At 72.2% G+C, this 24,556-nt stretch carries 20 protein-coding genes; all 20 read left to right on the top strand.

What is annotated here, in order from left to right; translation table 11 throughout:
* Positions 1-5: 5 nt before the first annotated feature.
* The 20 genes from ABIB37_RS03135 to tuf all read left to right on the top strand — a co-directional run bounded on the left by ABIB37_RS03135 (position 6) and on the right by tuf (position 24,553).
* The gene (locus ABIB37_RS03135; RefSeq protein WP_354261510.1) at positions 6-974 is read left to right on the top strand and encodes an AAA family ATPase; all 969 of its coding nucleotides are present in this window, start codon (positions 6-8) and stop codon (positions 972-974) included.
* Positions 971-2,371, top strand: a complete 1,401-nt coding sequence (locus ABIB37_RS03130) for a DUF58 domain-containing protein (protein WP_354256575.1) — start codon at positions 971-973, stop codon at positions 2,369-2,371. The genes ABIB37_RS03135 and ABIB37_RS03130 overlap by 4 nt, the downstream gene beginning before the upstream one ends.
* Positions 2,368-4,683: a transglutaminase TgpA family protein gene (locus ABIB37_RS03125; RefSeq protein ID WP_354256573.1), complete on the top strand. Its 2,316-nt coding sequence runs from the start codon at positions 2,368-2,370 to the stop codon at positions 4,681-4,683. Before ABIB37_RS03130 ends, ABIB37_RS03125 begins: the two co-directional genes overlap by 4 nt.
* Complete coding sequence (locus ABIB37_RS03120) at positions 4,680-6,230, top strand: RDD family protein (RefSeq protein ID WP_354256570.1); 1,551 nt, start codon at positions 4,680-4,682, stop codon at positions 6,228-6,230. Before ABIB37_RS03125 ends, ABIB37_RS03120 begins: the two co-directional genes overlap by 4 nt.
* The gene (locus tag ABIB37_RS03115) at positions 6,227-7,054 is read left to right on the top strand and encodes a PP2C family protein-serine/threonine phosphatase (protein ID WP_354256567.1); all 828 of its coding nucleotides are present in this window, start codon (positions 6,227-6,229) and stop codon (positions 7,052-7,054) included. The genes ABIB37_RS03120 and ABIB37_RS03115 overlap by 4 nt, the downstream gene beginning before the upstream one ends.
* Complete coding sequence (locus ABIB37_RS03110) at positions 7,051-8,526, top strand: FHA domain-containing protein (protein WP_354256564.1); 1,476 nt, start codon at positions 7,051-7,053, stop codon at positions 8,524-8,526. The genes ABIB37_RS03115 and ABIB37_RS03110 overlap by 4 nt, the downstream gene beginning before the upstream one ends.
* Positions 8,523-10,016, top strand: coding sequence for a serine/threonine-protein kinase (locus ABIB37_RS03105; RefSeq protein WP_354256561.1), 1,494 nt, complete (start codon positions 8,523-8,525; stop codon positions 10,014-10,016). Before ABIB37_RS03110 ends, ABIB37_RS03105 begins: the two co-directional genes overlap by 4 nt.
* Positions 10,009-10,737, top strand: coding sequence for an FHA domain-containing protein (locus ABIB37_RS03100; protein ID WP_425453410.1), 729 nt, complete (start codon positions 10,009-10,011; stop codon positions 10,735-10,737). The genes ABIB37_RS03105 and ABIB37_RS03100 overlap by 8 nt, the downstream gene beginning before the upstream one ends.
* A gap of 10 nt (positions 10,738-10,747) precedes the next feature.
* Positions 10,748-15,319 carry a type VII secretion EssC family protein gene (locus ABIB37_RS03095; protein ID WP_354256558.1) on the top strand — a complete coding sequence of 1,524 codons (4,572 nt, stop codon included), beginning with the start codon at positions 10,748-10,750 and terminating at the stop codon, positions 15,317-15,319.
* A 70-nt stretch (positions 15,320-15,389) separates the two neighbouring features.
* Positions 15,390-15,677: a WXG100 family type VII secretion target gene (locus tag ABIB37_RS03090; protein WP_123697022.1), complete on the top strand. Its 288-nt coding sequence runs from the start codon at positions 15,390-15,392 to the stop codon at positions 15,675-15,677.
* 163 nt (positions 15,678-15,840) lie between these two features.
* Positions 15,841-16,128 carry a WXG100 family type VII secretion target gene (locus ABIB37_RS03085; RefSeq protein ID WP_123697022.1) on the top strand — a complete coding sequence of 96 codons (288 nt, stop codon included), beginning with the start codon at positions 15,841-15,843 and terminating at the stop codon, positions 16,126-16,128.
* Positions 16,129-16,296: 168 nt separating this feature from the next.
* Positions 16,297-16,605, top strand: coding sequence for a hypothetical protein (locus tag ABIB37_RS03080; RefSeq protein ID WP_354256555.1), 309 nt, complete (start codon positions 16,297-16,299; stop codon positions 16,603-16,605).
* 21 nt (positions 16,606-16,626) lie between these two features.
* On the top strand, positions 16,627-17,847 hold the full coding sequence (locus ABIB37_RS03075) for a hypothetical protein (protein WP_354256552.1): 1,221 nt from the start codon (positions 16,627-16,629) through the stop codon (positions 17,845-17,847).
* A gap of 43 nt (positions 17,848-17,890) precedes the next feature.
* Positions 17,891-18,496: a hypothetical protein gene (locus ABIB37_RS03070; RefSeq protein ID WP_354256549.1), complete on the top strand. Its 606-nt coding sequence runs from the start codon at positions 17,891-17,893 to the stop codon at positions 18,494-18,496.
* Entirely contained in the window at positions 18,493-19,284 is a 792-nt protein-coding gene (locus ABIB37_RS03065) for a hypothetical protein (RefSeq protein ID WP_354256546.1), read from the top strand. The genes ABIB37_RS03070 and ABIB37_RS03065 overlap by 4 nt, the downstream gene beginning before the upstream one ends.
* The gene (locus ABIB37_RS03060; protein WP_354256543.1) at positions 19,281-19,901 is read left to right on the top strand and encodes a hypothetical protein; all 621 of its coding nucleotides are present in this window, start codon (positions 19,281-19,283) and stop codon (positions 19,899-19,901) included. The genes ABIB37_RS03065 and ABIB37_RS03060 overlap by 4 nt, the downstream gene beginning before the upstream one ends.
* A 257-nt stretch (positions 19,902-20,158) precedes the next feature.
* Entirely contained in the window at positions 20,159-20,533 is a 375-nt protein-coding gene (gene rpsL, locus ABIB37_RS03055; protein WP_021010916.1) for a 30S ribosomal protein S12, read from the top strand.
* Positions 20,533-21,003: a 30S ribosomal protein S7 gene (gene rpsG, locus ABIB37_RS03050; protein WP_123697027.1), complete on the top strand. Its 471-nt coding sequence runs from the start codon at positions 20,533-20,535 to the stop codon at positions 21,001-21,003. The genes rpsL and rpsG overlap by 1 nt, the downstream gene beginning before the upstream one ends.
* Positions 21,004-21,094: 91 nt before the next feature.
* Positions 21,095-23,209: an elongation factor G gene (gene fusA, locus ABIB37_RS03045; RefSeq protein ID WP_123697028.1), complete on the top strand. Its 2,115-nt coding sequence runs from the start codon at positions 21,095-21,097 to the stop codon at positions 23,207-23,209.
* 150 nt (positions 23,210-23,359) lie between these two features.
* Entirely contained in the window at positions 23,360-24,553 is a 1,194-nt protein-coding gene (tuf, locus tag ABIB37_RS03040; protein ID WP_123697029.1) for an elongation factor Tu, read from the top strand.
* Positions 24,554-24,556: the final 3 nt, after the last annotated feature.

Genomic DNA, 24,556 nt, shown 5'->3' with positions numbered 1-24,556 from the left:
CATCGATGACCCGCGAGCAGGCAGCCTGGTTCGCAGAGACGTTCACCCGACTCGTCGACAACGTCGGCACCGCCGTGCTCGGCAAGGACGCGGTCATCCGGCTCGCCTTCACGGCGATGCTCGCGGAGGGGCACCTGCTGCTCGAGGACGCGCCCGGCACCGGCAAGACGCAGCTGGCGAAGTCGATGGGCGCGACCGTGCAGGGCACGAACCACCGCATCCAGTTCACGCCCGACCTGCTGCCCTCCGACGTCACCGGCGTGACCGTCTACGACCAGAAGACGGGCGAGTTCGAGTTCCACAAGGGACCGATCTTCGCGTCGATCGTGCTCGCCGACGAGATCAACCGCGCGAGCCCGAAGACGCAGTCGGCGCTGCTCGAGGTCATGGAGGAGGGGCGCGTCACCGTCGACGGCACGCCCTACAGCGTCGGCAGGCCGTTCATGGTGATCGCCACCCAGAACCCGATCGAGCAGGCCGGCACCTACCGGCTGCCCGAGGCGCAGCTCGACCGCTTCCTCATGAAGACGTCGATCGGCTACCCCGGCCGCGAGCAGACGGTGCGGATCCTCGCGGGCTCCGCGAACCGCAACGCGTCGTCGACCGTGCAGCCCGTCATCACGACGGGCGCGATCGCCGAGATGATCGACCTCGCCGCGACCGTGCACGTCGACGACGCGGTGCTCGACTACGTCGCGCAGCTCTCGGAGCACACGCGCGAGTCGAAGGACACCCGCCTCGGCGTCTCGGTGCGCGGCGCCATGGCGCTCGTGCGCGCCGTCAAGGTGCTCGCGGCCAGCAAGGGCCGCGCGTTCGTGCTGCCCGACGACGTCAAGGAGCTCGCGCAGCCCGTCTGGGCGCACCGCATCGTCATCGACCCCGAGGCCGAGTTCTCGGGCGTCACCGGCGACCGCATCATCGACCGCGCCGTCGCCGACGTCTCGGCGCCCCAGGACCGGCAGCACGCTGCATGACGCAGGCGCCCCCGCGGGCGACCTCGACCCCCGCACCTGACCCCGACACCGGCACGTCGACCGGCTCGTCCGTCCGGACGACACTCGGCACGACCGGTCCGTCCGACACCACCCGCCTGCGGCGGGTGGTCGAGCGCGACCGGACGCCGCTGCAGCGCGCTCGCGATCGGCTGGTCGGCGAGGAGTCGGTCGTCGCGGCGGGCGCGAAGCGGGCCACCGGCTGGGTGCGCCGCGTCATCTGGCCGGTGCTCGAGCCGATCACGGGCTTCGGCTGGGCGGTGCTCGTCGGGACGATCGGCACCCTCGTGCTCGGCATCGCGCTCGGCTGGAAGGAGCTCATCGTCATCGGCATCGCCGGGGCGCTGCTGCTGCTCGCCGCGATCGCCTTCATCATCGGCCGCAACCGGTACCGGATCGAGCTCGACCTCGCCTACACGCGCGTCGTGGTGGGCGAGCGCGCGCTCGGCCGCATCGAGATCCACTCCGCGTCGCAGAAGCCACTCCTGCCCGCGACGATCGAAGTGCCGGTCGGCCGCGCGCTCGCCTCGTTCCACCTGCCGAGGATGCGTCCCGGGGACGTGCACGAGGACGTCTTCGCGATCCCGACGAGCCGCCGCACGATCCTGCAGGTCGGCCCCGTGCGCTCGGTGCGCGGCGATCCCGTCGGCCTGCTGCGCCGGCAGGTGAAGTGGACCGACCCGGTCGAGCTGTACGTGCACCCGAAGACGGTGCAGCTCGACGAGACCGCGCCCGGCCTCATCCGCGACCTCGAGGGCATCACGACCCGCGACCTCACGAACAGCGACATCGCCTTCCACGCGCTGCGCGACTACGTCGCCGGCGACGACCGCCGCTACATCCACTGGAAGTCGTCCGCCCGCACCGGCCAGCTCATGGTGCGGCAGTTCGAGCAGACCCGCAGGAGCGTGCTCGCCCTCGGCCTCTCGACCGCGGTCGACGACTACGCCGACCCGCTGGAGTTCGAGACGGCCATCTCGATCCTCGGCTCCGTCGGGCTGCAGGCGGTGCGCGACGAGACGGACCTCGTCGTGCGCACCTCGCGCGGCACGCTGCCCGCCACGACCGGCAAGCGGCTGCTCGACGCGCTCTCGGGCGTCGACTGGTCGCCGCGGCACGACCGCTTCCTCGACCTCGCGGCCACGATCGCGCGCGAGCACGCCGGCGCCTCCGTGATCATGCTGCACGCCGGCGCGACCGTCGATCCCGCGCTCGTGCGCCGCGCCCGCACGCTGCTGCCGGCGCAGGCGCGCGTGATCGTCTTCACCGTGGTCAAGGCCGCGAAGCCGCGCCTGCAGCCGATCGGCGACGTCTCGCTCGCCACGCTCGGCTCGGTGAGCGACCTGCCGCGCATCATGCGAGGGGTGGGCCTCCAGTGAGCGACGCGCGCCCCGGGCGGCTGCTGCCGCGCAGACCCATGCACGCGGCGATCGACTGCGCCGCCATCCTCCTCGTCATGCTCGCGGCGACCCTCTCGTTCGGTCCCGTCTTCGGCGGCACCGCCTACCTCCTGGCGGGGCTCGGCGCCGCGGTGCTCGGCATCGGGGTGGGCGTCGCCACGTCGCTGCGCCCGCTGCGCGGCTGGCTCATGACCGTCGCGGGCGTCATGCTCGTGCTCGTCGTCTTCGGCCCCGCCCTGGCCGTGCCGCGCTCGACGATCGCCGGGGTGATCCCGACGCTCGAGGCGTGGCGCGAGCTGCTGCTCGGCGTCGTCTACTCCTGGAAGGGCCTGCTGACCGCGGAGCCGCCCGCCGAGGGCTTCCCGAGCCTGCTCGTCGTGCCGTTCCTCACGATGCTCGTGTGCTCGACGCTCGCGACGGTGCTGGCGCTGCGCCTCCGCCGCGGCGCGCCGTTCGCGATGCTGCCGGGCGTCGTCGCGCTCGCCGTCGGCATCGCCTTCGGCACGAAGATCGCGTTCTGGCCGGTCGTGCTCGGCATCGTCGTCGCGGGCGTGATCGTCGCCTGGTGCGCCTGGCGCCGCGCGGGATGGCGCACCGGGCTCAACGAGGAGGTCGAGGTCACGAACGACACGCGGCACCGCGGTCGCGCCCGTCGCGAGCGCACCCGCGGCGCCGTCGCCATGATCGCGGGCTCGCTGCTCGTCGCCGGCCTCGTCAGCATCCCGATCCAGCCGCACGAGCGCGCGGTGCTCCGCGACGTCGTCGAGCCGCCCATCGAGCTCGCCGAGTACCCGAGCCCGCTCGCCGGCTACCGCAACTGGCTCAAGAGCTTCGAGGACGAGACGCTCCTCACCGTCACCGGGATGCCGGAGGAGAGCCGGCTGCGGCTCGCGACCTTCGACCACTACGACGGCACCGTCTTCGCCGTCGCGGGCGCGCGCGAGTCGAGCGGCTCGGGCTCCTTCGCCCGCATCGGCGACGAGGTGCTCGTGCAGCAGTCGGGCGACCCGGCCACCGTGCGCGTCGAGGTGCAGGACTACTCCGGCATCTGGGTGCCCGACGTCGGCTTCATCCAGTCGCTGCGGTTCGAGGGCGCGCGCGCCGACGACCTGCAGGGCTCGCTCCACTACAACGGCCAGACGGGCACGGCGATCGCGCTCGACGGCCTCGGCACCGGCGACGCCTACGAGCTCGAGGCGATCGTGCCCGCGCAGCCGTCGCCCGAGGAGCTCGAGCGCGCGACGGTCACCGACCTCCAGGTGCCCGAGCCGGCGATCGTCCCCGACCTGCTGCAGGCGTGGGTCGTCGAGCACGGCGTCAGCGGCCGCACGCAGCTCGAGAACATCCAGACGATGCAGCGGCTCATGCAGGCAGGCAGCTTCAGCCACGGGCTCGAGGACGACACCATCCCGTCGCTCGCCGGTCACGGCGCCTCGCGCGTGCAGTCGATGTTCGAGCAGGAGGTGCTCGTCGGCGACGACGAGCAGTACGCCGTCGCCTTCGCGCTCGCGCTGTCGCGCATCAACGTGCCGTCGCGCGTCGTGATGGGGCTCTACCCCGACGACGGGTTCCCGGGCGGCGACCAGCCGGTCGAGCTCACGGGCGGCGACATGCACGCGTGGGTGGAGGTGCCGTTCGAGGGCCTCGGCTGGGTGCGCTTCGACGCCACCCCGCCCGAGGACCAGGACAACATCCAGCCGGAGCCCGAGCCGCAGCCGGAGCCGAAGCCGCAGGTGCTGCAGCCGCCGCAGCCGCCCGAGGAGCCGGCGGAGATGTCGCCCGACACCGTCGCCGACGAGGGTCAGGAGGACGACGAGGAGCTCGAGGACGAGTCGTGGACGCTGTGGCTGTGGATCGCGGGCGGCGTGCTGCTGCTGCTCGTGCTGCTGCTCCTGCCGTTCCTCGTCGTCGGGGCGCTCAAGGCCGCTCGCCGCAAGCGCCGCCGCCGCGCGGAGCGCGAGAGCGACCGGCTGTCGGGCGGCTGGCACGAGGTGATCGACGAGGCGGTCGACCTGGGCCTGCCGGTGCCCGCCGGCGTCACCCGCCGCGAGGTCGCCGCAGTGGTGGAGGATCGCTACCCTCGATCGAGAGCGACCGAGATCGGCGACTTCGTCGATGAGGGCGTCTTCGGCCCCGGCGATCCCGACGCGGCCGAGGTCGACGCCTTCTGGCTCGACGTCGAGCGCAGCGTCAAGGGGATGCGCGCAGAGACGTCGGCGCGGCGACGACTGCTCGGCAGGCTGTCGCTGCGGTCGTTCGCCCGACGGAGGAGAGAGCGGAGACGCCGATGATCTGGGAGATCGACGAGGGCCGGAAGGTCGTCGAGGGCCTCGACGAGGACGGCCGGCCCGACCCTGCCTACGCCGCGGCGCTCGGGCTCAAGCCGGCGCCGCTCGGCCGTCGAGCGCTCGCCACGACCATCGAGCTCGCGATCTTCAGCCTGCTGCAGCTGCCGTACTGGCTCGTGGCGCTGCCCGCGGTCATCAAGGTCGCCACCGGGGCGCTGCAGCCCTACGGGCTCGCGAGCCACCCGGACCTCGTGTGGATGATCGTCGCGACCGTCGCGTCCGCCGTGCTGACGATCGCGTTCGTCGTGGTCCAGCTCGTGCTCCACGGCCGGAGGGGCGTCACGCTCGGCAAGGCGCTCACCGGCATCCGCAGCGTCAACGTCGCGACGCTCGCCCGGCCGGGCATCGGCCGGGCCGTGCTGCGCGGCCTCGTGCTGTGGGCGGTGTTCCTCGTGCCGGTCGTCGGGCCGGTGCTGTTCTTCATCTCGCCGCTCCTCGACCGCGAGAAGCGCGGCCGCGGCTGGCTCGACAAGGTCGGCGGCACCTGGTTCGTCGACGTCAACGACGGGCTCGACCCGTACCACGACAAGAAGATGCGCATCGCGCGGAAGACGGTCTCCGCGGCGCCGGAGGCGGCGAAGTCGCAGCTCCCGTCGCTCGCCACCCCGGCCGACAGCCTCGCGCAGGCCTACCGCCCCGGCGCTCGCATCAGCTCCGGCGTCGTCGGTGCCGCGAGGCCGCAGCAGCTCGGCACCGAGCAGGTGGGGCTCGCGTCGCAGCCGGCCGCCGACCTGCCGTCGCACACCGTGCCGGGCATGCCGGCGGGCGGCGCGCGGCTCGGCGGCTACCGCCCCGGCGAGCTGAGCGGCGCGGCCGCACCGCAGCCCGCGACGCCGCAGGCATCCGCGACCGCCGCAGCCTCGGCGCCGCAGCCGTCCGCCCCGCAGCCGTCGGCGCAGCAGCCGTCGGCGCCGCAGCCGTCGGCGCCGCTCGGCGGCCCGATCATCGACAGCGCGCCCGGCTTCGCGCGCCCGGCGCCGGCCGCGGTACCTGCGGCCGCCGTACCGGCGGCGACGCCGAGCGCTGCGCCCGCCGCGAGCGCGATCCGGGACGAGACCGTCATCGAGCCCGACATCGACGACGTCGACGACCGCACGGTGCGGCGCGTCGAGATCGCCGATGACGAGGACCTCGAGGCGACCCGCGCCAGGTCCGCCGGTCGCCCAGCCGTCGCCACGCTCGCGTTCGACACCGGCGACCGCTTCGCGCTCACCGGCGCCGCGCTCGTGGGGCGCAACCCGTCGCCGAGCGCCGGGGAGGTCGTCGAGCACCTGCTGCCCTTCGCCGACGACACCCGCACGGTGTCGAAGACCCACGTGCTCGTGACCGTCGCGCCGCTCGCGGTCGTCGATCGCGCATCCACGAACGGCTCCGCCGTCGTGCGCGGCGGCGTCGAGCGCCAGCTCGAGCCCGGCACGCCGTTCGCCCTCGTGCCCGGCGACGTCGTGCGCTTCGGCGACCGCACCTTCACGATCGAGGGCGCTGCATGAGCGCCATCGGGGAGTTCCGCTTCAGCCACCCGTCGATCTCGCTCCGCTGGGCGGGCGCGACGCACGCCGGCATGCGCCGGACGGTGAACGAGGACTCCGTCTTCGCGTCGTTCCCGGTCTTCGTCGTCGCCGACGGGATGGGCGGCCACGCGGCCGGCGACGTGGCGAGCGCGCTCGCGGTCGAGGCCTTCCGCAGCCTCAAGGGCCGCACGCTCGCCGACGTCGAGTGCGTCGAGGCGGCGGTCGAGCACGCGTTCGAGCAGGTGAGCGCGCGCGCGGCCGACGAGGAGATCGGCGGCACGACGCTCTCGGGCTCGGTGCTCGTCGACGTCTCGGGCGTCGCGCACTGGCTCGTGCTCAACATCGGCGACTCGCGCACCTACCTCTACGAGCAGGGCAGCCTCGAGCAGGTGACGATCGACCACTCCGTGGTGCAGGAGCTCGTCGAGACCGGCGCGCTGCGCCGCGCGGACGCCCGCCGCCACCCGCACCGCAACGTCATCACCCGCGCGCTCGGCGCCGGCGAGCGGCAGCCCGCCGACGCGTGGCTGCGCCCGGCGGAGCGCGGGCAGCGCCTGCTGGTGTGCTCCGACGGCCTCACCGGCGAGGTCGACGACGCCGAGATCGCCGAGATCCTCGGCGACGTCGCGTCGCCCGCCGCCGCAGCCGCGCTGCTGCTGCGCCGGGCGCTCGATGCCGGCGCCCCCGACAACGTCTCGATCGTCGTCGTCGACGTGGACGCCGTGGCGATCGCCGACGAGGACCTGTTCGACACGCACGTGCCGGATCTCGACGACACCGTCCCCAGGGAGGCCCGCCCGTGAGCGCTCGGATCGAGTACGCGCCGGGGGAGGCCTGGTGCATCGCCGCCGGTCGCGTCGTGCTGGTGTGCGAGCGCGACCTGCCGGCCGTGCGGGCGAGGGCGCTGCACGACGCCGTGGCCGCAGTCGAGTCGCTCGAGGGGCTGCGCGCCGTGCTCGACGCCGAGCCGGCCGCCCTGCTCGGGCTCGTCGACCTCGACGACCGCCGCGCGCTGCTGCGGCGCCACGGCGTGCCCGCGACCGCCGACGATCGGCAGCTGCCCGACCGGTTCGGCGCTGACTGGGCGCTCGACGACGCCGACCCGGCCGCGACGATCACCGCGGGCGGCCTCGGTGCGCTCGCCGGCGACGTGCTGCCGCTCGACGGCGGCGTCGTGCGCGTCGCCGCCGTGCGGGCCGCCCCGCGACCGCCGGCTCCCGACGCGCAGAGCGCGCCGCCGGAGGCCGAGGCCGAGCCGCGCACCGGCGCCTTCGGCGAGACGCTGCCGCCCGCCGCGGCGCCGCAGCGCGTCGAGCCCGCGCGGGTCGAGCCCGAGCGGGTCGAGCCGGAGCGCGTCGAGCCGGAGCGGGTCGAGCCGGAGCGGGTCGAGCCTGAGCCGATCGAGCCGGCGCCCGCGCCTGCGCCCGAGCCGGATCCTGCGCCGGAGCCGGAGCCGGAGCCGGAGCCGGAGCCAGAGCCTGCGCCCGAGCCCGAGCCCGAGCCCGAGCCCGAGCCCGAGGCGCCGCGTGCCGCCGAGGCCAACCCCATCGGCGGCCTCATCGACTCCGTGCCCGGCTTCATCCGGCCCGCCGTCGACCTGCGCGCCGCCGCGCCCGAGACCCGGCCGGCGCCGGCCGCATCCGCGCCCGCAGCGCCGCCGGCGCCGCTCGCCGCCGGCGACCACGACGGCATGACGATCACCGCCGAGCAGGCGCGCCGGCTGCAGGAGGAGCGGGCGCGCGCCGCCGCACCCGTGCCGCAGGCCGCGCAGCCCGCGCAGCCGAGCGCTCCCGCGACCGGTCCGCTCGTGCTCTCGACGCTGTGCCCGAACGGGCACGTGAACGCGCCGGGCACGGTGCAGTGCGCGCAGTGCGGCGCGGCCGTCGCCGACGGCTCGGCCGCGCAGCGCCCCCGCCCGGAGGTCGCCGTCGTCGTGCTGCCCGCGGGCGAGCGCGTGCCGCTCGGCAGGGGCGTCGTGCTGGGGCGCCGACCGCGCTCCCGCCGTGCGCCCGACGGGCGCGTGCCACGGCTCGTGACGGTCGAGAGCCCGAACGAGGACATCTCGCGCAGCCACCTCGAGCTGCGCGTCGACGACTGGAACCTCGTGGGCGTCGACCTCAGCTCGACGAACGGCACGCTGCTGCTGCGCGAGGGCGCGGCGCCGCAGCGGCTGCGGCCCGAGGTCGCGACCATCCTCCAGCTCGGCGACCGCCTCGACCTCGGCGACGGCGTCGTCGTCACGATCGAGCCGGCGTCGAGCGGGCAGACCTCGTGAGCCCGAAGCGCGCGCCCTCGGCGCCCCCGGCGCTGCCGGGCTACGACTACGTGTCGCTGCTCGGCTCCGGCGGCTTCGCCGACGTCTTCCTCTACCAGCAGCTGCTCCCGTCGCGGAAGGTCGCGATCAAGGTGCTGCTGCCCGACGCCGTCAACCGCGAGCTGATCGAGAACTTCCGGCACGAGGCCAACGTCATGGCCCAGCTGTCGACGCACCCGTCGATCGTGACGATCTACGGGGCCGCCGTGGCACCCGACGGCCGGCCGTTCCTGGCGATGGAGTACTGCCCGAAGCCGAACCTCGGCGTGCGGTACCGCCGCGACCGCTTCGCGGTGCCCGAGGTGCTCTCGCTCGGCGTGCAGATCGCGGGTGCCGTCGAGACCGCGCATCGCGCGGGCATCCTCCACCGCGACATCAAGCCGGCCAACATCCTCGTCACGGCCTACAACCGGCCGGCGCTCACCGACTTCGGCATCGCCACGAGCGCCGGCGCCGGCGACGACGCGAGCGGCATGTCGATCCCGTGGTCGCCCCCCGAGGCCTTCCAGGACCCGCCGGCCTCGAGCCCGGCGTCCGACGTCTTCTCGCTCGCGGCGACGCTCTGGACGCTGCTCGCCGGCAGGACGCCCTTCGAGCTGCCCGGTGGCAGCAACACGAGCGTCGACCTCATCGACCGGTGCCAGCGCGGCGACATCTCCCCGCTCGCCCGCCACGACGTGCCGCCGCGGCTCGAGGCCGTGCTCGCCTCCGCGATGGACCCCGATCCCGCCCGCCGCTACGCGACGGCCGTGGCCTTCGGGCGCGCGCTGCAGCAGGTCGAGGCCGAGATGGCGCTGCCCGTCACGCCGCTCGACGTGCTCGACGACGCGCTCGAGCCCGACGCGGTCGACGAGGAGGACGGCGGCGCCACGCGCATCCGCGGGGTGGTCTCGATCGACCCGCATGCAGACTCGCCGAGGGCGAGTCTGGCGGCCGGCGCGCAGGCGCTTCCCGATGCGACGATCCGCCGGCCGCGTCCCGGCCAGCCGGTGCCAGGCGGACCCGAGGACCACGCCCTCGAGCCGCCCGCGCCCACGCCGGCGAGCCGCCGGCGCACGCTCGCCACGATCATCGGCAGCGCCGTCGTGGTGCTCGTCGGCGGCGGCATCGTGTGGATGGCGCTCGCCGCGGGCGGACAGGCGCCGCCCGCCGACCCCACGCAGACGGTCGCCGGGCCGCAGACCGCGCAGCGGCCGCCTGCCCCGATCGCGGTCGCGGGCGAGGTCACCGGCGAGACGGTCGTCTTCCGGTGGACGAACCCGCAGCCGCAGGAGGGCGACGCCTTCCAGTACCGCTACGAGCGCAGCGGCGCCGACCCGGTGACCTCCACCGTGCCGTCGCCGTCGGTGACGCTCGAGCGCGACCCCGACGGGGAGTCGTGCATCCTCGTGAGCCTCGTGCGCGCCGACGGGCGCGCCTCCACCGACACGAGAGGGTGCGTCGATGGCTGACCCGGCGCCGCAGCTGCAGCTGGAGTTCGCGGGGGAGTGGATGACGCTCGACCCCGATCGCCCCTTCGTCATCGGCCGCGAGGGCGACCTGACCGTCGACGACAACCAGTACCTCCACCGGGCGTTCCTCGAGCTGCGGCACGTCGACGGCCTCTGGTGGCTGTCGAACGTCGGATCGCGGCTGTCGGCGACGATCTCGAGCGGCAGCGGCGCCGTGCAGTCATGGCTGTCGCCCGGCGCGCGCCTGCCGATCGTCTTCTCCGAGTGCTCGATCGTCTTCACCGCCGGCCCCACGACCTACGAGATCGGCGTGCACTCCGACGACGCCGCGTTCGCGATGTCGACCGAGCACCGCCGCCGCTCCTCGGGCGAGACGACCGTCATGCCGGTCGGCCTCACCGAGCTGCAGAAGCTGCTCATCGTGGCGCTCGCGGAGCCGATGCTGCGGCGCGACGGCGTGGGCGTGAGCGAGCTGCCCTCGAGCGGTGCCGCTGCCGAGCGGCTCGGCTGGACCATGAGCCGCTTCAACCGCAAGCTCGACAACGTCTGCGACAAGCTCGATCGGATGGGCGTGCAGGGGCTGCGGGGCGGGGTCGGCAAGCTCGCGAGCAACCGCCGCGCCCGGCTCGTCGAGTACGCCGTCTCGTCGCAGCTCGTCACCCGGAGCGACCTCGCGCTGCTCGACGACCCCGCGCTCCGCGCGGCGGACGACCAGGACTGATCGGAGCCACGTGAAGGTCAAGCTCACCCTGCACCGGACGGCGACGGATCCCACCGACGTCGTCATCACGGCCGACTCGACCGCGACCGTCGAGGACGTCGCGCGCCAGATCGCGCTCGCGGACCCCGCGCGCTCGATCCCGTTCGCCGACACCGACACGCTCTCGCTCGCGGTCGCCCCGCCGACGGAGCAGGCGCTCGTGCAGCTGCAGCCCGACGCGCTCATCGGCGAGGCGCCGATCGGCTCGGGCTTCCACACCCAGGTCGTCAACCTCGGCGCCGGCGGCGCGCGCCGCGGCGGGCCCGCGGGCAGCGCGCTCGAGGTCGTCGCGGTGCTGCGCGCCGTGAGCGGCCCGCTCGCGGGGCAGGAGTTCCAGCTCGGGCGCGGCCACGCCACGATCGGCCGCGACGCGTCGAACGACATCGTGCTCGCCGACCAGCTCGTCTCGAAGCGCCACGCGCGCATCGAGGTCGGTGCGCACATCGAGGTCGTCGACCTCAACTCCGCGAACGGCGTGCTCGTCGACGGCGGCCTCGTCTCGCGCCTGCGCGTCGTCCCCGGTGCGCGCTTCACGATCGGCGACACCGAGCTGACCGTGTCGCTCGCGGGCGCCTTCGACGCATCCGGCCCCGACCCCGTGCTCGAGCGCGGCGGCGCCCTGATGTTCAACCGGTCGCCGCGCGTCGAGGCACGCTATCCGGGCACCGACTTCAAGGGCCCGCGGATGCCGAAGGAGATCATCCAGCGGCTCTTCCCGTGGCCGATGCTCGTCACCCCCATCCTGCTCGCGGGCGCGATGTTCGCGATGACGAACAACCCGCGCTCGATCATCATCGCGCTCATGACGCCGCTCATGCTGCTCGGCAACTTCATCAACATGAAGACGCAGAACGGCCAGAAGCAGAAGTTCGAGGTGCAGATGTTCGAGTCGCGGTACGAGGAGCTCGAGGAGCTGCTCTACCGCGAGAAGCCCAAGGAGGAGCAGGTGCGCGGCATGGAGGTGCCGCCCGTCGCCGAGGTCTTCGAGCACGCGATGCGGCTCGGGCCCATGCTCTGGACGCGCAGGCCCGAGCACTGGAACTTCCTCTCCGTGCGGCTCGGCACGTGCCGCGCCGAGTCGCGCAACTCCATCAAGGAGGAGGAGATCCAGGACGGCCTGCCCGAGTACGTCGAGCGGGTCGACCGGCTGCGCGAGCGCTACCGCTACGTCGACGACGTGCCGATCGTCGAGTCGTTCTCGGCGGTCGGATCGATCGGCATCGCCGGCCCGAAGTCGCTCACCGCGGATGCGCTGCGCGGCCTGGCCGTGCAGCTCTACGGCCTGCACGCGCCGAACGAGCTCGTGACCGTCGCGATCTGCGACGCGGCGTGGACGAGCGAGCTCGAGTGGATGAAGTGGCTGCCCCACACGACGAGCGAGACGAGCCCGTTCAGCCAGATGCCGCTCGCCGACTCCTCGACCGCCGGCACCGCGCTGCTCAACGCGCTCGAGGAGCTCGTGCTCGGCCGGTCGAAGCAGGCGGCGCCCGATCGCAAGACCCCGTTCGACGAGGACTGGGACCCCATGCGCTACGGCTCCGACGTCGAGCGCGCCGCGAAGGACACCGTCACGAGCATCCAGACCTCGGTCGTGCTCGTGGTGACGAACGACGCCCCCGTCGACCGGCCGCGCCTCACGCAGATCCTCGAGCGCGGCGCCGCGGTCGGCGTCTACGGCGTGTTCGTCGCGCCGACCGTCGAGTCGCTCCCCGCCGTGTGCCGCAGCTTCGTCGACGTGAGCGGCGGGCTCGAGGCGGCGCGCGTCGGCACCGTGCGCTCGGGCGTCGACTACGAGGGCGTGCGCGTCGAGGGCGTCTCCGGCGAGTACATGCAGATGTTCGCGAAGCGCCTCGCCCCGGTGGTCGACGCGAGCATCGTCATCAACGACTCCTCCGACATCCCCGAGCAGGTGTCGTTCCTGTCGCTCGTCGGCCCGGACCTCGCCGAGGAGCCCGGCGCGGTCATCGACCGCTGGCGGCAGAACAACACCATCCTCGACCGCTCGGGCGGCGCGAAGCCGCGGCTCAAGAAGTCGGGCACCCTGCGCGCCATCATGGGCCAGGGCGCGACCGACGCGATGACGCTCGACCTGCGCACGCAGGGCCCGCACGCGCTCGTCGGCGGCACGACCGGCTCCGGCAAGTCGGAGTTCCTGCAGGCGTGGGTGCTCGGCATGGCGGCGGCGCACAGCCCCGACCGCGTCACCTTCCTCTTCGTCGACTACAAGGGCGGCTCGGCCTTCGCCGACTGCGTCGAGCTGCCGCACTGCGTGGGCCTCGTCACCGACCTCAGCCCGCACCTCGTGCGCCGCGCGCTCACGAGCCTGCGCGCCGAGCTGCACCACCGCGAGCACCTGTTCAACCGTAAGAAGGCGAAGGACCTGCTCGAGCTCGAGAAGCGGCAGGACCCGGAGACGCCGCCCGCGCTCGTGCTCGTCGTCGACGAGTTCGCGGCGCTCGCGGGGGAGGTGCCGGAGTTCGTCGACGGCGTCGTCGACATCGCCCAGCGCGGCCGCTCGCTCGGCATCCACCTCATCCTCGCGACGCAGCGCCCCGCCGGCGTGATCAAGGACAACCTGCGCGCGAACACGAACCTGCGCGTCGCGCTGCGGATGGCCGACGAGTCGGACTCCAAGGACGTCGTCGACGACACGATCGCGGCATCCTTCCCGCCCTCGATCCCCGGCCGCGGCATCGCGAAGACCGGACCCGGCAGGCTCGTGCCCTTCCAGGCCGCCTACGCGGGCGGCTGGACCCGGCCCGACGAGGTGCAGGTCGCCGACGTGAAGGTGGCGGAGCTGCGGTTCGGCTCCGAGCAGCGCTGGGAGCCCGAGACCGCGCCGGAATCGGACTCGCACGACGAGGACCTCGGCCCCAACGACCAGAAGCGCATCGTGCGCACGCTCATCGCCGCGACCCAGCAGGCGCGCATCCCCGCGCCCCGGCGGCCCTGGCTCGACGACCTCGCCGCGACGGTCGACCTGCGCGACCTGCCCATCGAGGGCGACGCGAAGATCGTGCTCGGCAAGGCCGACGTCCCGGAGCGCCAGCGCCAGGACCCGGTGCACTTCCTGCCCGACCGCGACGGCTCGATGCTCGTGTACGGCACCTCCGGCTCGGGCAAGTCGACGCTCCTGAAGACGATCGGCACGGCCGCCGGCATGCGGCCGGAGCTCGGCAGCGCCGAGGTCTACGGCCTCGACTTCGCCTCCGGTGCGCTCAAGTCGCTCGAGGTGCTGCCGCACGTCGGCTCGATCATCGCGGGCGACGACGCCGAGCGCGTGCAGCGGCTGCTGCGCTCGCTCGGGCGCGAGCTGGACCGCCGCGGCAAGGCGTTCGCCGCCGCGAACGCCGCCAACCTCACGGAGTACCGCGACCTCGTCGACCCCGCCGCGTCGCGCATCTTCCTGCTGCTCGACAACTTCCCGCAGTTCAAGGCCGACTGGGAGGTCACGAGCGCCCGCTCGCCCTTCTACCAGGTGTTCATGCGCATCCTCGGCGAGGGCCGGCCGCTCGGCATCCACGCGATCGCCACGGCCGACCGCTCGGGCGCCGTGCCCACCGCGGTGAGCTCGAACATCTCCCGCCGCGTCGTGCTGCGGCTCTCGGACGAGTCGGGCTACATGCTCGTGGGCGCGCCCAAGGACGTGCTCGACGACCGCTCGGCGCCGGGCAGGGGCATCGTCGACGGCCTCGAGATGCAGGTGGCGGTGCTCGGCGGCACGCCCAACGTCGCCGAGCAGTCGAAGCTCATGGCGCAGCTCGCGCAGTCGCTGCGCGAGCACGGCGCGAAGGACGTCGAGGAGATCGGCGCCCTGCCCACCCGGCTCGCGCTCGAGCAGCTGCCCGACAGCGTCGACGAGCTGCCGGTCCTCGGCGTCGCGGAGGACACGCTCGCAGCGCGCGACTTCGATCCCATCGGCACGTTCATCGTCGCCGGCCCTCCTGGGTCGGGCAAGACGAACGCCATGAAGGCGCTCGTCGTGGCGATGGAGCGCTTCGACCCGGAGGTCAAGCTGTTCCACTTCGGCGGCCGCCGCTCGGTGCTGCAGGACTGGCGCCCGTGGGTGCGCAGCGTCACCCGGCCGGATGCGGCGAAGGAGCTGGCGAAGGAGCTCGCCGAGATCGTCGCCGACGAGACGATCCCCGGCCGGATCATGATCGTCGTCGAGAACGTGCCGCAGTTCGCCGACTCCGATGCGGAGCGCGCGCTCAAGGAGCTCTTCCAGGCGATCAACCGCAGCGACCACCTGCTCGTCGGCGACGCCGACGTCACGCAGGTCACGGGCGGCTACGGCTTCATCGGCGACTTCAAGGCCGGACGCAAGGGCATCATCCTGAAGCCCGACGCCTACGACGGCGACTCGGTCTTCAAGGTGCCGTTCCCCAAGGTCAAGCGCTCGGACTTCCCGGAGGGCCGCGGCATCTTCGTGCAGCAGGGGCGCGCCGTCACGGTGCAGCTGCCGCTCGTGCCGGAGAGCGCCGCGCGGCCGCCCGCGCCGATCGTCGAGCATGGGGAGTCCTCCCCATTGAGCGTGCACTGAGCACCGCATAGCGTGATCGCGGATGGTCCGGCTGGGCCATGGATTCGGCAACGATGAAGGGATCGGACCAATGAGCGACTTCGGCGCTTCCTACGCAGAGATGGAGTCGGTGGCGGGCAAGCTCGACACCGGCCGCGAGGACATCTCGGGGGTCCTGAAGGACCTGAAGAGCCAGGTGGACACCCTGCTGGGCGAGGACTTCAAGACGCAGCACGCGTCGGGCAAGTTCGGCGAGGGCTACGAGGAGCTGACGACGGGCCTGGAGCAGGCCATCGAGGGCATCTCGGACATGGGCGAGGCCCTGCGCGGCATGATGCAGGCGATCCAGTCGCTCGACGAGCAGATGGCCGGCAGCTGACGCCAGCACGACCACGAGGGGCCCGGCAGCGATGCCGGGCCCCTTCGGTCTGCCCGCCCGAGGGATGGGCACCTCTCCCCATGGCACTCACAGTGAGGATTCCGTACCTTATGGGCAGGTGGTCCGGTCGGGCCCCGGAGGACGATTCGATGAGGAGACGGCTATGAGCGATTTCGGTGCTTCCTATGCCGAGATGGAGTCGGTGGCGGGCAAGCTCGACACCGGCCGCGAGGACATCTCGGGGGTCCTGAAGGACCTGAAGAGCCAGGTGGACACCCTGCTGGGCGAGGACTTCAAGACGCAGCACGCGTCGGGCAAGTTCGGCGAGGGCTACGAGGAGCTGACGACGGGCCTGGAGCAGGCCATCGAGGGCATCTCGGACATGGGCGAGGCCCTGCGCGGCATGATGCAGGCGATCCAGTCGCTCGACGAGCAGATGGCCGGCAGCTGAGCCGACGCACGCAGCGAGCGGGGGCCGGCCGGGTGGCCGGCCCCCGCTCTCGCGGCTGAGGCGGCGCGACCGCGCGACGTGGGGAGTCCTCCCCATCGCGACATATCCTCAGCTCGCTTAGGTTGAGATGGACGAGAGCGCGACCGCCGTGCCGACCAAGGGGAGACCATGACCGACGTGCTGATCACGTTCGACGAGCTGCTCGCGCTCCGCAAGCAGCTCGACTCGATCATCGCCGAGCTCGAGGGTGCCGGCGACCGGTCGAGCGAGCTCGAGGCGGCCATCGGGCGGCCCTTCGGCCGCGGCGACCTGCGCGACCGGGCCGGCGACTTCGAGAGCCGCTGGAACGACAAGCGCGTCGACCTCGCGCGCGACATGACGAAGGTGCGCGACCACGTGCAGGGCGTGCTCGAGGGCTTCGCGAAGTTCGACGAGGAAGCCGCGCTGGAGCTCGAGTCCGCGGACGCCGCGGCCTGACCTGAGATCGAGGAGACCACCATGGTGCACGCAGGACCGCAGTCGCCCAAGGGCCGCTGGATCGAGTACGTCGAGGGCGACGCCGGCCACATCGTGGAGCGGGGCAACAGCATCACCGCGCTCGGGCAGTCGATGCTCTCGAGCGCCACGATGCTCGAGCAGGTCAAGAGCGGGGCCGACGGCCAGAAGGGCCTCGCCGTCGAGAAGCTCCGCGAGGTCGTCGGCGACACGCACGGGCTGCTGCGACAGGCGGGCGAGCTCTACGAGCCGACCGGGCCCGTGCTCGTCACCTACGGCGAGGCGCTCGGCGAGGTGCAGCCGAAGCTGCGGTCGCACGTCGACACGTGCGCCGACCTGTGGGCGACGTTCTCGTCGCTGCCCGGCTCGGTCGAGCCGCGCGGCACCGGCGGCTGGTTCCAGCCAGAGGACGACAGCCCCGAGGCGAAGGAGCAGGCCGAGGAGGACGCGGCGAAGCTCGCGGCGTACGAGGCCTGGGAGACCGAGGCCGGGCTGTGGGACGCCGACTACGACACCTGGGAGGACGCGTTCGACACCGCCGCGAAGGGCATCGGCGACGTGCTCGAGGGCAAGGTGAAGGACGGCTTCTGGGACGACGTCGACGGCTTCGTCGCCGGCCTGCAGAAGGCGCTCAGCTGGGCGGGCCTCGTGGTCGGCGTGCTCGCGATCATCGTCGGCGGGCCGATCCTCGCGCTCATCGGCGCCGTGATCGGCGTCATCGCGCTCGCGCTCACGATCTACCAGAAGGTGCGCGGCGACGCCGGCTGGCTGCAGCTCGGCCTCGCGATCGTCGGGGTGCTGCCGTTCGGCAAGCTCGGCAAGATCTTCGGCGGCAAGTTCAGCTTCGCCGACGACATGTTCGGCGGCGTCTTCGGCAAGACGGCGTGGAGCGCCGCGGGATCGCAGGCGAGAGAGCTCGGCTTCGCCTACCTCTTCGCCGGGCGCGGCGCGAGCGGCCTGCTCGGCGGCCTGAAGCAGTTCGCGACGGGCAACAACCCGAACGGCTTCGGCGACGTGATGGCGCGCCTGATCACGGGCCGCGACGTCGCCGCGTACGAGAAGCTGAGCGCCGGCGCGACGGGCGTGCTGCCTGCGCTCGCGACGGCCGCCGACCTCATGCACGGCCTGATGGGCGTGCCGCTCAAGTACGACGGCTGGGTGTCGCTCTTCACCGGCCATGAGACGATCAAGAAGCAGTACCCCGCGTTCGACATCCTCTGGTGATCGGCCGCGCACGACGGAGGGCGGACGAGTGAGCACATGGCGGATGTCGGCGAGCACGATCGCTCCCGGGTGGCTCGGGATGCCCGCGCTCGACGGCGATGACGACGCGCAGGACTGGGTCGCGGCGCGCACCGACGGGCTCCGCACCGCGTTCGGCGGCCGCTGGACGCCAGAGCTCGAGCAGGTCGTCCCCGCGCTGCTGACCGCCGGGCTCGCCCGCCGCAGCGCCGACGACCTGCTGTCGTGGCAGGTCTGGCCCGGCGCGATGCCCGTCTTCGCCACCGTGCACGCGCGCATCGTCGCGAGCGCGGCGATCCCCGACTGGCGCGCGTCCGGGGCGTCGGTCGCGCCCTTCGAGAGCGCGACGCTCGGCCCCGGCGTGCAGGTGAGCGGGACCGCCTCGCTCGACGACGTCCGCCCGGGCACGACGGCCGCCTTCGTGGTCCACGCGTTCGACGACGGCGAGTCGACGGTCGTCGTCTCGGTCGAGCCGACCCTCGCCGAGGTGCTCGCGCTGTCGATGACGGGCCTCGTGGGGCTCATCGACCGCATCGAGGTCGAGCGTCCCGACGGCAGCGCGTTCCGCTCGACGCCCCCGGCGGTCTTCGTCGCGGACGGCGGCTGGCCGATCGAGGAGGGCTCGGCATGAGCCTGCGCCACGAGACCGCCGCCGCGTGGGCCGACGACCTCTCCGCCGCAGCGGAGCCGCGCCTCGGGATCCTCGAGGCGTACGCCCTGCAGCGCCACCCCGCGGCGCTCGAGCACATGGGGGAGGACGGCGCGGGCCTCGCGCGCGTCGCCGCGGCCAAGGGCAGCGGCATGGCGGGCCTCTGGCTCATGCTCCCCGCGCTGCTCGCCCTCATCGCTCCGCTCATCGGCCTCGCCGCGATCCTCGGCGACCCGCTCGGCTTCCACCGCATGGATGCCTCGACCTCGGTGCCGATCGCGGGCGTGTGCTTCGCGATCGCCGCGGTCGTGCAGGCCGTGGCCATCGTCTGGTGGCTCCGCAGCCGCCGCGAGCGACAGGGCACGCTGCTGCTGCTCGCCTTCGGCACGGCCGTCCTCGGGGCGACCACCTGGTGGGTGATGGGCACGGCGTCGTCGCTGCAGGGGTTCGGCGGCGCGGCGACGTGGCGCGTCCCGGTGCTCGTCGCCGGTGCCCTCGCCGTGGTGTTCGGCATCCTGCTGCTCGCGCTCGGTCACGCGCCGAGCGATGACGCCGAGCGCGACGCAGCGCTGCGCGCGCACGACGGCGACGCCCTGCGCGCGGCGCTCGCGCGCATCCCGGACGCCGAGCTCCAGCAGATCCGCGCGGACCGCGATGCTGCGATCGAGCTGCTCGCCGAGCGCGGCAGGCTGCCTCGCCCGATCGCCGACCGCGCCCGGCACGTCGAGCTCGGCACCCTCCACCGCCTCGACCAGGAGCTCCAGCGATGACCGACACCGACCTGCGGGCAGCGCTCGGCGTCGCGCCCGAGCCCGACTTCGAGCTCGACCTCCCGCCCGGCTGGGCCCGGCATCGGCCCGATCAGGCGCAGCAGGACGCGATGCTCGCCGGCATCCGCACGCGCGCGATGCAGGCGCACCGCCCCGAGCTGCTCGCGCAGGCCAACGGGATGCTGCGCGACTCCTTCGAGATGATGCGGCGTGGCGACGTCGTGGCCTTCTTCACGCCGTCCGAGCAGAGCGAGGACACCCTCTGGGCGCCCGCCTCGATGCTCGCCTCCGTGCGACGCGCGCAGCCGGACGTCTCGCTCGACGACGTCGTCCGCCACGCGATCCGCGAGCTCGGCGCGACGGCGCTCGACGACGCGCGCCGCATCGTGCGGTTCGAGCGCGACCAGCTCGAGACCGTCGGCGAGGAGTCGCTGCGGGTGCTGACGGTCGTCTACCTCACGCCCATGCCCGGCACGCAGCGGCGCAAGGCGCTCCAGCTCACCGCCACGATCGGCAGGCCGCTCGACATGGATGCCGACGACCCCGCGATCGACGGCCTGCGGCTGCTGTTCGACGCGTGCGCGTCGACCCTGCGCTGGGTGCGACCCGCCGCCTGACCCGCGAGGTCCCGCCGACGCTTGACCGTGCATGCGCGGTGGCCCTATCCTTGATCGGGTGTGCGCACGTGCGCGCCCTGCGTCATGCGCGGGGAGCGAGCGGGCCGCACTGGGCCGCGGACCAGAGTCCGCGATCCCCCACGGCATATCCACCACCCGCGAGGAGTGCGCGAGAGCGCGCGGTGGATCACCGATGGTGCCGGCGATGCCGGCGAACCACATCGAACCGCTGTCACCGTGCAGCAGGAAGAAGCAACGTGCCCACCATCCAGCAGCTGGTCCGCAAGGGTCGGTCGCCGAAGGTCTCGAAGACCAAGGCGCCCGCACTCAAGGCGAACCCCCAGCAGCGCGGCGTCTGCACCCGCGTCTACACCACCACCCCGAAGAAGCCGAACTCGGCGCTGCGCAAGGTCGCCCGCGTGAAGCTCTCGAACGGCACCGAGGTCACCGCCTACATCCCCGGTGAGGGCCACAACCTCCAGGAGCACTCGATGGTGCTCGTCCGCGGCGGTCGTGTGAAGGACCTCCCCGGTGTGCGCTACAAGATCGTGCGCGGCGCGCTCGACACCCAGGCCGTGAAGAACCGCAAGCAGGCTCGCAGCCGCTACGGCGCGAAGATGGAGAAGAAGTAATGCCTCGCAAGGGTCCCGCCCCCAAGCGCCCGGTCGTTGCTGACCCCGTCTACGGCGCACCGATCGTCTCGCAGCTCGTCAACAAGATCCTCCTCGACGGCAAGAAGGGCCTCGCCGAGCGCATCGTCTACGGCGCGCTCGCCGGCGTCGGCACCAAGTCCGGCCAGGACGCGGTCGTCGTGCTCAAGAAGGGTCTCGACAACATCCGTCCGACCCTCGAGGTGAAGTCGCGTCGCGTCGGCGGCTCGACCTACCAGGTCCCCGTCGAGGTCAAGCCGCACCGCGCGAACACGCTCGCGCTGCGCTGGCTCGTCTCCTACGCCAAGGCGCGTCGCGAGAAGACCATGACCGAGCGCCTGCAGAACGAGATCCTCGACGCATCGAACGGCCTCGGCGCCGCGGTGAAGCGTCGCGAGGACACGCACAAGATGGCCGAGTCGAACAAGGCCTTCGCGCACTACCGCTGGTGATCGTCCGCTGACGAGGGTCCCGGCCCCGGCCGGGGCCCCCGTCCGCGCGACACCCCCAAACCCCGCTCCATCCACTCATCGGAGGAACCCTGTGGCACAGGACGTGCTCACCGACCTGAACAAGGTCCGCAACATCGGCATCATGGCCCACATCGATGCCGGCAAGACCACGACGACCGAGCGCATCCTGTTCTACACGGGCGTCAACCACAAGATCGGCGAGACGCACGACGGCGCGTCGACCACCGACTGGATGGAGCAGGAGCAGGAGCGCGGCATCACGATCACGTCGGCCGCCGTGACCTGCTTCTGGGACAAGAACCAGATCAACATCATCGACACGCCCGGTCACGTCGACTTCACCGTCGAGGTGGAGCGCTCGCTCCGCGTGCTCGACGGCGCGGTCGCCGTGTTCGACGGCAAGGAGGGCGTCGAGCCCCAGTCCGAGACCGTCTGGCGCCAGGCCGACAAGTACGACGTGCCCCGCATCTGCTTCGTCAACAAGATGGACAAGATGGGTGCCGACTTCTACTTCACGGTCGACACGATCATCAACCGCCTCGGCGCTCGTCCGCTGGTCATCCAGCTGCCGATCGGCTCCGAGAGCGCCTTCGAGGGCATCGTCGACCTGGTCGAGATGAACGCGAAGACCTGGCGCGGCGACGCCAAGGGTGACGTGAAGATGGGCGCCGAGTACGCCATCGAGGAGATCCCGGCCGACCTCAAGGAGAAGGCCGACGAGTACCGCAAGGCGCTGCTCGAGACCGTCGCCGAGACGGACGACGCCCTCATGGAGAAGTACTTCGAGGGCGAGGAGCTCACGGTCGCCGAGATCAAGGCCGCCATCCGCAAGATGACGGTCGCCTCGGAGATCTACCCCGTGCTCTGCGGCTCCGCGTTCAAGAACCGCGGCGTGCAGCCGATGCTCGACGCGGTCGTGGACTACCTCCCGACGCCGCTCGACGTGCCCGCCATCCCGGGTCACGACGTGCGCGACGAAGAGGTCATCATCGAGCGCCACGCCGACCGCGACGAGCCCTTCGCGGCGCTCGCCTTCAAGGTCGCCGTGCACCCCTTCTTCGGTCGCCTCACGTACGTGCGCGTCTACTCGGGTCACGTCGACTCGGGCGCCGCGGTCGCGAACTCGACGAAGAGCAAGAAGGAGCGCATCGGGAAGATCTTCCAGATGCACGCCAACAAGGAGATCCCGGTCGACTCGATGACCGCCGGTCACATCTACGCGGTCATCGGCCTCAAGGACACGACGACCGGCGACACGCTGAGCGACCCGGCCAACCAGGTCGTGCTCGAGTCGATGACGTTCCCCGAGCCCGTCATCGAGGTCGCCATCGAGCCGAAGACGAAGGCCGACCAGGAGAAGCTCTCCCTCGCCATCCAGAAGCTGGCGGAGGAGGACCCGACCTTCCGGACCGAGAACAACCCCGAGACCGGTCAGACGGTCATCAAGGGCATGGGCGAGCTCCACCTCGACATCCTCGTCGACCGCATGAAGCGCGAGTTCAAGGTCGAGGCCAACGTGGGCAAGCCCCAGGTGGCCTACCGCGAGACCATCAAGGGCACGGTCGAGAAGTACGACTACACGCACAAGAAGCAGACGGGTGGCTCCGGCCAGTTCGCCAAGGTGCAGATCAAGCTCGAGCCGATGGACCTGTCGGGCGAGGAGACCTACGAGTTCGTGAACGCCACCTCCGGCGGTCGCGTGCCCCGTGAGTACATCCCCTCGGTCGACGCGGGCATGCAGGACGCGATGCAGGTCGGCGTGCTCGCCGGCTTCCCGACGGTCGGCGTCAAGGCGACGCTGCTCGACGGTGCGGCGCACGACGTCGACTCCTCGGAGATGGCGTTCAAGATCGCCGGCTCGATGGCCTACAAGGAGGCAGCGCGCAAGGCTCAGCCGGTGCTCCTCGAGCCGCTCATGGCGGTCGAGGTGCGCACGCCGGAGGAGTACATGGGCGACGTCATCGGCGACCTGAACTCGCGTCGCGGGCAGATCCAGTCGATGGAGGACGCCCAGGGCGTGAAGGTCGTCAAGGCCCTCGTGCCGCTGTCGGAGATGTTCGGCTACGTCGGCGACCTGCGGTCGAAGACGTCCGGCCGTGCCGTCTACTCGATGGAGTTCTCGACCTACTCCGAGGTCCCCCGGGCCGTCTCGGACGAGATCGTCCAGAAGAGCAAGGGCGAGTGACGCCCGGGGCGGCCGAGAGGCCGCCCCGGCGCACCGCCGCTCGCCTCGGTTTCACCTTGACCGAGGTCGCAAGTACCATAAACACACACCACCCGAACGCCCTGCCGCGACGCGGCGGTGCACTCATGAGAACAGTCCTAGGAGGACACAGTGGCTAAGGCCAAGTTCGAGCGGACCAAGCCGCACGTCAACATCGGAACGATCGGTCACGTCGACCACGGCAAGACGACGCTGTCGGCTGCGATCTCGAAGGTCCTGGCAGACAAGTACCCGTCGGCCACCAACGTGCAGCGCGACTTCGCGTCGATCGACTCCGCTCCCGAGGAGCGCCAGCGCGGCATCACGATCAACATCTCGCACATCGAGTACGAGACGCCGAAGCGCCACTACGCGCACGTCGACGCTCCTGGTCACGCCGACTACATCAAGAACATGATCACGGGTGCTGCCCAGATGGACGGCGCGATCCTCGTGGTCGCCGCCACCGACGGCCCCATGGCGCAGACGCGCGAGCACGTGCTGCTCGCCAAGCAGGTCGGCGTGCCGTACCTGATGGTCGCGCTCAACAAGTCCGACATGGTGGACGACGAGGAGATCCTGGAGCTCGTCGAGCTCGAGGTCCGCGAGCTGCTCTCGAGCCAGGGCTTCGACGGCGACGACGCTCCCGTCGTGCGCGTCTCGGCGCTCAAGGCGCTCGAGGGCGACGAGGCCTGGACCCAGGCCATCGTCGACCTGATGGACGCCGCTGACGAGAACATCCCGGACCCGGTCCGCGACCGCGACAAGCCGTTCCTCATGCCGATCGAGGACGTCTTCACGATCACCGGCCGTGGCACGGTCGTCACGGGTCGCGCCGAGCGCGGCACGCTCGCGATCAACTCCGAGGTCGAGATCGTCGGCATCCGCCCGACGCAGAAGACCACGGTCACGGGCATCGAGATGTTCCACAAGCAGCTCGACGAGGCATGGGCCGGCGAGAACTGCGGTCTCCTGCTCCGTGGCACGAAGCGCGAGGACGTCGAGCGCGGCCAGGTCGTCGTGAAGCCGGGCTCGGTCACGCCGCACACGAACTTCGAGGGCACGGCGTACATCCTCGCCAAGGACGAGGGCGGCCGCCACAACCCGTTCTTCACGAACTACCGCCCGCAGTTCTACTTCCGCACCACCGACGTCACGGGCGTCATCTCGCTGCCCGAGGGCACCGAGATGGTCATGCCCGGTGACACCACCGACATGACGGTCGAGCTGATCCAGCCGATCGCCATGGAGGAGGGCCTCGGCTTCGCCATCCGCGAGGGTGGCCGCACGGTCGGCGCCGGCACGGTGACGAAGATCATCAAGTAGTCA

Source organism: Agrococcus sp. UYP10 (assembly GCF_040547205.1).
Taxonomy (GTDB): domain Bacteria; phylum Actinomycetota; class Actinomycetes; order Actinomycetales; family Microbacteriaceae; genus Agrococcus; species Agrococcus jenensis.
The sequence above is the reverse complement of the archived record's forward strand: the minus strand, read 5'-3'. Positions and strand labels throughout refer to the sequence as shown.